6 protein-coding genes and 1 tRNA gene are annotated in these 6,000 nt (G+C 71.8%); 3 read left to right on the top strand and 4 right to left on the bottom strand.

The window, feature by feature from the left end; all coding sequences use genetic code 11:
- Window positions 1-1,481: ATP-dependent RecD-like DNA helicase (locus tag KBY19_RS30095; RefSeq protein ID WP_210967106.1), on the top strand; the 1,481-nt coding region annotated here is incomplete at its 5' end.
- A 114-nt stretch (window positions 1,482-1,595) separates the two neighbouring features.
- Here KBY19_RS30095 and KBY19_RS30090 read toward each other — a convergent pair.
- Window positions 1,596-2,495 (bottom strand): hypothetical protein, encoded by a 900-nt coding sequence (locus KBY19_RS30090; RefSeq protein ID WP_210967105.1) that lies wholly within the window; start codon window positions 2,493-2,495, stop codon window positions 1,596-1,598.
- Between the two features lie 47 nt (window positions 2,496-2,542).
- On the opposite strand from KBY19_RS30090, the gene KBY19_RS30085 reads away from it, so the two are divergent.
- Window positions 2,543-2,731: a DUF5703 family protein gene (locus KBY19_RS30085; protein ID WP_030408284.1), complete on the top strand. Its 189-nt coding sequence runs from the start codon at window positions 2,543-2,545 to the stop codon at window positions 2,729-2,731.
- A gap of 173 nt (window positions 2,732-2,904) precedes the next feature.
- Here the strand turns inward: KBY19_RS30085 and KBY19_RS30080 are convergent, their stop codons facing one another.
- The 3 genes from KBY19_RS30080 to KBY19_RS30070 all read right to left on the bottom strand — a co-directional run bounded on the left by KBY19_RS30080 (window position 2,905) and on the right by KBY19_RS30070 (window position 5,762).
- Window positions 2,905-3,774, bottom strand: a complete 870-nt coding sequence (locus tag KBY19_RS30080; RefSeq protein WP_210967104.1) for a chaplin family protein — start codon at window positions 3,772-3,774, stop codon at window positions 2,905-2,907.
- Window positions 3,775-3,942: 168 nt separating this feature from the next.
- A complete protein-coding gene (gene chpH, locus KBY19_RS30075) occupies window positions 3,943-4,176 on the bottom strand; it encodes a chaplin ChpH (RefSeq protein ID WP_099878955.1) in 234 nt (77 codons plus the stop codon).
- A 254-nt stretch (window positions 4,177-4,430) separates the two neighbouring features.
- Window positions 4,431-5,762 (bottom strand): M20/M25/M40 family metallo-hydrolase, encoded by a 1,332-nt coding sequence (locus KBY19_RS30070; RefSeq protein ID WP_099878957.1) that lies wholly within the window; start codon window positions 5,760-5,762, stop codon window positions 4,431-4,433.
- Window positions 5,763-5,901: 139 nt separating this feature from the next.
- On the opposite strand from KBY19_RS30070, the gene KBY19_RS30065 reads away from it, so the two are divergent.
- Window positions 5,902-5,986 (top strand) — tRNA-Leu (locus KBY19_RS30065).
- Window positions 5,987-6,000 lie beyond the last annotated feature (14 nt).

Below are 6,000 nucleotides of genomic sequence, written 5' to 3'. Positions count from 1 at the left end.
TCTTCGAGGACACGCTGGACGCCGGGCCGGTCCCCTCGGCCATGAACGAGGACGACACCGAGGAAGCGGAACGCCCGGTCAACGTCCTGGTGGGACTGGACCGGTACGCGCTGGCGGAGGAGAGCCTGGCCGATGGGCTCGCCCGCATCGCCGGCACGTTCGACTCCGCCCCCTCGGCCGGCGAGGAGGCGGACGACGGGCACGAGGGCGGTACCGCCGGCGCCGAGCAGTGGGCGGCGGCCGCCGAGAGCGCCCCCTCCCCCTCCGCGCGGGAGCTGATCCACGCCACGGCCGGCAGCGGGCTGGTCACCCATACGGGCGGCGAGGCGTCCCGTGCCGAGGTCGCCGCGCTGGTCATGGCCGCCGGGGGGCTCGGACTGCGCGCCTGGGCGCTCACCCATACGGATGACGGCCGCGCCCGCATGGCCCGACTCCTCGCCGACGCGGGGGACGACGCCGCACCGGACCAGGGCGCAGGTACAGGCAGTGCCACCGTCGCCGGTGTCCTCGCGGGTGCGGAGGGGCCGGAGCGGGACGGCGAAGGGGCCCTCGCCGTCGATCTGCTGGCCGTCTGCGACGCCCCCCAACTCGACGCGGAGACGGCCGCGGGCCTGCTGGAGTCGCTGCCCGACGGAGTACGGCTGGTGCTCAGCGGAGACCCGGGCGTGCTGGGTGCCGCGGGCCCGGGACAGGTGTTCCGGGATCTGGTGGCTGCCAAGTACTGCCCGCACATCGCCTCGCGTACCCCGGACCCGGGCCCGGTGGGCGAGCTGGTCTCGGGCGTCGGGATCGGGGAGCTCAACCAGGTGGAGGCGCCCGGCAAGGAGGTCGTGATCGTCCCGGTGACCGACCCGGGGGAAGCCGTGCACCGCACGGTGCAGCTCGTCGCCGACTCGGTGCCCCGCGCACTCGGTGTCCCCTCCGCCGAGACCCAGGTGATCACCCCCGGGCACGGCGGCGCGGCGGGGACGCGCGCGCTGAACTCCGCCCTCAAGGAAAGGCTCAATCCCGGCCCCGGTCGCTTCGGCGGCTTCGACCCCGGCGACCGGATCGCCTACTCACCGGCTCCCGGCCGTACGAGCGTCGGCACCGTGACCTCCGCCGACGACCGCGGCCTCCAACTGGCCTGTGGCGAGCGCGGCGTGACGGTCCCGCCCGAGCGCGTACCCGAAACGGTGCGGCACGGCTGGGCGGTGACGGCCCACCAGGCAGCGGGCATCCGCTGGCCCGCCGCCGTCGTGGTGCTGCCGGGGGACGCGACGGGAGCGCTCACCCGGGAGTGGGTCTACACCGCCTTCAGCCGCGCGAAGCGCCATCTGTCGGTCGTACACGGTGCGGGCGACGCGCTCCCCCACGCGGTCGCCTCCGTGGTGGGCCGGGAGCGCACGACCCGGCTGCGCACCCTCCTGACCGAGTCCGCCCGCGCCGCCGAAGCAGCGCGGGCGACGGAGGCCGACGCGGCGCAGGAGCCCGGCATGTGAGCCGGAGCACGGACGTGTGAGCCGTAGCCGGGCGGAGCGGGCCGTGGTCGGGGCGCGGCCCGCGGCGCCCCTCCGTGCCTGTGCCGTGCCTCGGGCCGCGCAGACCTGCTCCTGCTACCTGCTTCGCCGGCCTGCGGGAGCGGTTCCGTCGAGGTCGTCGACCGCCTCGCCTTCGGAGTCGGCGTCGTCGTCCTCCCCGTCCTCGTCCTCGTCTTCGTCCTCGTCGTATCCCTCGGCGTCCCGCTCCTCGTCCTCTTCCTCTTCCTCTTCGTCGTCCTCGCCCTCGCGGCGGGCTTCGAGGAGCAGGTCCTCCTCGTCCTCGTCGAAGACGGAACTGACGTCGAAGCGGCAGATCACGCGCTGGGGATCCGCCTGCTCGAAGGGGGCCGACAGCCATTCACCGGGCTCGGCGGCTTCGTCGACCGACGTGACCCACAAGGTGGAGTCGCCCTCTTCCAGGCCGAACTCCTTGTGGCGCGTGGCGATCTCGTCCGGCTCGTACTCGCCGAAGAGCACGCCGAGCGCCGCGTGCACGCTGTTGCCCGGTGCGGCGCTCTCGACCCGCTCGTCCTCGGCCGCCTCCGGGTCCAGCTCGGTGACGCGCTCGGCCTGGGCCTGCAACCGGTGCGGCTCGGAGATGACATAGTCCCGCCGGATCAGGACGCTCAGCGCGCTGGGCACCTCCGGCCCCGTGTACGCGGGCAGGCTCTCGCTGCTGGGGATCTCGAAGGGGGTGACCTCGTCATAGACCTCGTACAGCAGTTCGTCGTAGTGCTCACCCGCGGCGGCCAGCGCGTCGAAGGCGGCGTAGACGGCGGAGTCGAGTTCGGCGGCGTACTGCTCTGCCGACGAGGCGTCCCGCTCAGCCGCACCGGCGTCGAAGCCCGCTCCGGCAGGCGCCGGGGACTCCCCCGCACGGCGCTCGACGGCCTCCAGGTGCCGGTCCAGCGCGGCTTTGACCGCCTCGGCGGCGGCGCGTACGTCGGCAGCGGTGGGCTGCGCAGCATCAGACATAGTGCAGACGCTATCGGCAGACGGGGTCCATCCGCACAATAGAGAGGATGCCGGAATACGAATTTCGTGATGTGTACGTCCCTCGAGGCGTCTCCCGCAAGGCTGCGACCCAACTGCTGACCGATCATGCCGAGTACGGGCACTGGGAACTGGCCCGGATGCGGCTGTACCCGGACGGGAGCCGTCGGGTGCGTCTCCGCCGCCGCATCATCCGTCAGCTGCGCCCCACCTGGTGACAGTCCAGTGGCCGGACCGGTGACCGACCCGGTGACCATCGGTCCGGCGGTCACCGGTCCCGAGGTCACCGGTTCGGCTGCGATCGGTCGCTGACGAGGGGCTTCGAGGGAGCGGTTCCGCTGTCGCGGGACCGCTCCCTGCGCTGTGCCTGGCGGCCTGGTGGCCGGGTACGTCAGCGGCGGCCGGCGACCCGGGAGCGCCGGTAGAGCACGTAGCCGCCCGCGAGCATGCCCACGCCGAGCGGTGCGGCGACGCCGAGCCCACCGGAGCCCGTGTGCGCGAGTTCACCACCGTCCCGCGCCCCGGCTCCGGAGCCCTTGGACGAGTCGGACACCGCTACGGCCTCCGGCTCGGAAGGAGCGTGCACCTCACCGGTGCTGCCGGGCTCACTGGGGCTACCGGGGTCACCGGGCTGCCCCGGCTGCTGGGGCTCGGAGGGCTTCCCGGGGTCACCGGGGTCACCGGGCTGACCCGGATCCCCCGGGTCGCCCGGGTCGCCCGGCTGCTCCGGCTGACCGGGGTCACCGGGGTCCCCCGGGTCGCCCGGGTCACCGGGCTCGCCCGGATTGCCGGGCTCCTCCGGGTACCCCGGGTCGACCGGCCCCGGGTCCGAGGGTTCCGGCGGGTTGGCACAGCCGTTGCCGTGCGCGGGGTTGAGTGCGCCGCCGACATCGACGGTGTTCCCGCAGACGTTCACCGGTACATCGACCGGGACCTGCACGTTGTTGCCCGAACCCACGCCGGGCGAGCCCTGGGTGGAGCCGTCCGCGTGCGCCCCGCGCCCGCCCTGCGGGCTGTGCCCGCCGTTGCCGCAGCTGTTGCCGGATGCCGGGTTGAGCAGACCGACGACGTTCACGGTGTTGCCGCAGACGTTCACCGTGACGTTCACCGGTGCTTGGATCGTGTTGCCGGAGAGCACCCCCGGCGAGTTCGCGCTGCCGCCCTGGGCGCCCGAGTCGGCGAACGCGGTCCCCCCTGACATCGCGAGGAGGCCGCCCGCGGCGGCCATGGTGATCAGGCCCTTTCTGGTGCCTTGACGCATGCTGTGGAATCCCCTGCCTAGTGATGGCTGTCTGTAACAGGCCAGGGGGAGGCGCACCCGCGCGCCGTCCCGCCCCCTCAAGATCCGAGGGCCCCGGAGCGCGTGGCGCGCGCTCCGGGGCCGCTCAGAACTCATGTACTCACCGATCGGATCGGATGAGACGTGATGTCAGTCGTTGACGCAGGTGTTGCCGAACGCGGGGTTCAGCAGACCGATCACGGAGATCGTGTTGCCGCAGGCGTTCACCGGAACGTGGACCGGGACCTGCACGACGTTGCCGGAAACGACACCCGGGGAGTGCACGGCGGCACCCTGCGCACCGGAGTCGGCGACGGCCATACCCGCACCAGCCAGCACAAGACCGCTGGTGGCAGCCGCGGCGGCGATGACCTTCTTGATCATTGTTCCTCCTTGTTGGCAATACGGTCCCAACCGGGGACCGCACTCCCTGTAACGAGGATGGCGGAATCAGGCTACGAACTGACTAGATCATTCACCCGTCCCGGTCACTTCCGCACAGGCGACCGAATATCGCTCCGGGGACATCACCTTTCCGGCGGACAGCGAGGGCGAGGCTGCGACAGGTCACCGGCGCAGATCGGAAAAGCGCCGGTCACAGCATCCGATCAACGGGGGCCGACCACCGCCCCGCGGCGTCAGGCCTGGTCCAGGAACCGATCCAGTACCCGAACCCCGAACCGGAGTCCGTCAACCGGCACCCGCTCGTCCACCCCGTGGAACATCCCCGCGAAGTCGAGCTCCGGCGGCAGCTTCAGCGGCGCGAAGCCGAAGCAGCGGATGCCCAGGTCGTCGAAGGACTTGGCGTCGGTACCGCCCGAGAGCATGTAGGGCACGGCACGCGCGATGGGATCCTCCGCGCGCAGCGAGGACTGCATGGCCTCCACGAGCGCACCGTCGAACGTGGTCTCCAGCGCCTTGTCGGCGTGCACGTCCTCGCGCCGTACGCGCGGACCGAGCAGCCGGTCGAGGTCGGCGAGGAACTCCTCCTCGTGCCCCGGCAGGAACCGGCCGTCCACATGAGCGGTCGCCTGCCCGGGGATGACGTTGACCTTGTAACCGGCCCCGAGCTGGGTGGGTGCCGCGGTGTTCTGCAGCGTGGCGCCGATGATCTTGGCGATGCCGCCGAGCCGGGCGAGGGTCTCCTCCATGTCCTCGGGGTCGAGCTCGATACCGAGCGCGTCGGAGAGCTCGTCCAGGAAGGAGCGGACCGTCTTGGTGACCCGCACCGGGAACTTGTGCCGGCCCAGCCGGCCCACGGCCTCGCACAGCTCGGTGATCGCGTTGTCGTTGTTGGTCATCGATCCGTGGCCGGCGGTGCCGTCCACGGTCAGCCGCATCCAGTGCATGCCCTTCTGGGCCGTCTCGATCAGATACAGCCGCAGGTCCTCGTTGACCGTGAAGGAGAACCCACCGACCTCGCCGATGGCCTCGGTGACCCCCTCGAAGAGGTCGGCGTGGTTGTCGACCAGGTGCCGGGCCCCGTAGACGCCGCCCGCCTCCTCGTCCGCCAGGAAGGCCAGCACGATGTCACGGGGCGGCTTGCGCCCGGTACGCATCCGGTCCCGCACGACCGCCAGCGTCATCGCGTCCATGTCCTTCATGTCGACGGCACCGCGCCCCCACACGCAGCCGTCGGCGATCTCCCCGGAGAACGGGTGCCGCGTCCAGTCGTCGGCGTTGGCCGGCACCACGTCGGTGTGCCCGTGGATCAGCAGGGCGGGGCGGGAGGGGTCCTCGCCCGTGATCCGTGCCACGGTCGAGGCGCGGCCCGGCCGGGACTCGATGATCTGCGGCTCCAGCCCGACCTCGGCCAGCTTCTCGGCGACGTACTCCGCCGCCGCCCGCTCCCCGGGGCCCTCGTTGTTGCCGTAATTGCTGGTGTCGATCCGGATCAGTTCGCGGCAGAGATCGACGACCTCGCTCTCGGCGGTAGCGGCACTCGCGGTCGCGGCGCTATCGGCACTCACACTGCCTCCTCTTCTCGCAGGTAGACCCCCATCCTCCCGCCCGCACCCCGGCACCCCAAGGGGCGGGTGATCGCAGTCCTCATCGGGTGCTAAGGTTTAACCCGTCGCAAGGCCTCCCACCGGCCCCGCGACACACCCGGTCGGGGTGGCGGAATGGCAGACGCGCTAGCTTGAGGTGCTAGTGCCCTTTACAGGGCGTGGGGGTTCAAGTCCCCCTCCCGACACACACATACGTACA

The organism is Streptomyces sp. B15, assembly GCF_018070605.1.
Taxonomy (GTDB): domain Bacteria; phylum Actinomycetota; class Actinomycetes; order Streptomycetales; family Streptomycetaceae; genus Streptomyces; species Streptomyces smyrnaeus.
This window is presented reverse-complemented; position numbering and strand designations above follow the sequence as displayed.

Bases quoted from the DNA above. Each gene is read 5' to 3' on its own strand.
- KBY19_RS30090 (WP_210967105.1), bottom strand. From the start codon at position 2,495: ATGTCTGATGCTGCGCAGCCCACCGCTGCCGACGTACGCGCCGCCGCC.
- KBY19_RS30085 (WP_030408284.1), top strand. From the start codon at position 2,543: ATGCCGGAATACGAATTTCGTGATGTGTACGTCCCTCGAGGCGTCTCC.
- KBY19_RS30080 (WP_210967104.1), bottom strand. From the start codon at position 3,774: ATGCGTCAAGGCACCAGAAAGGGCCTGATCACCATGGCCGCCGCGGGC.
- chpH (WP_099878955.1), bottom strand. From the start codon at position 4,176: ATGATCAAGAAGGTCATCGCCGCCGCGGCTGCCACCAGCGGTCTTGTG.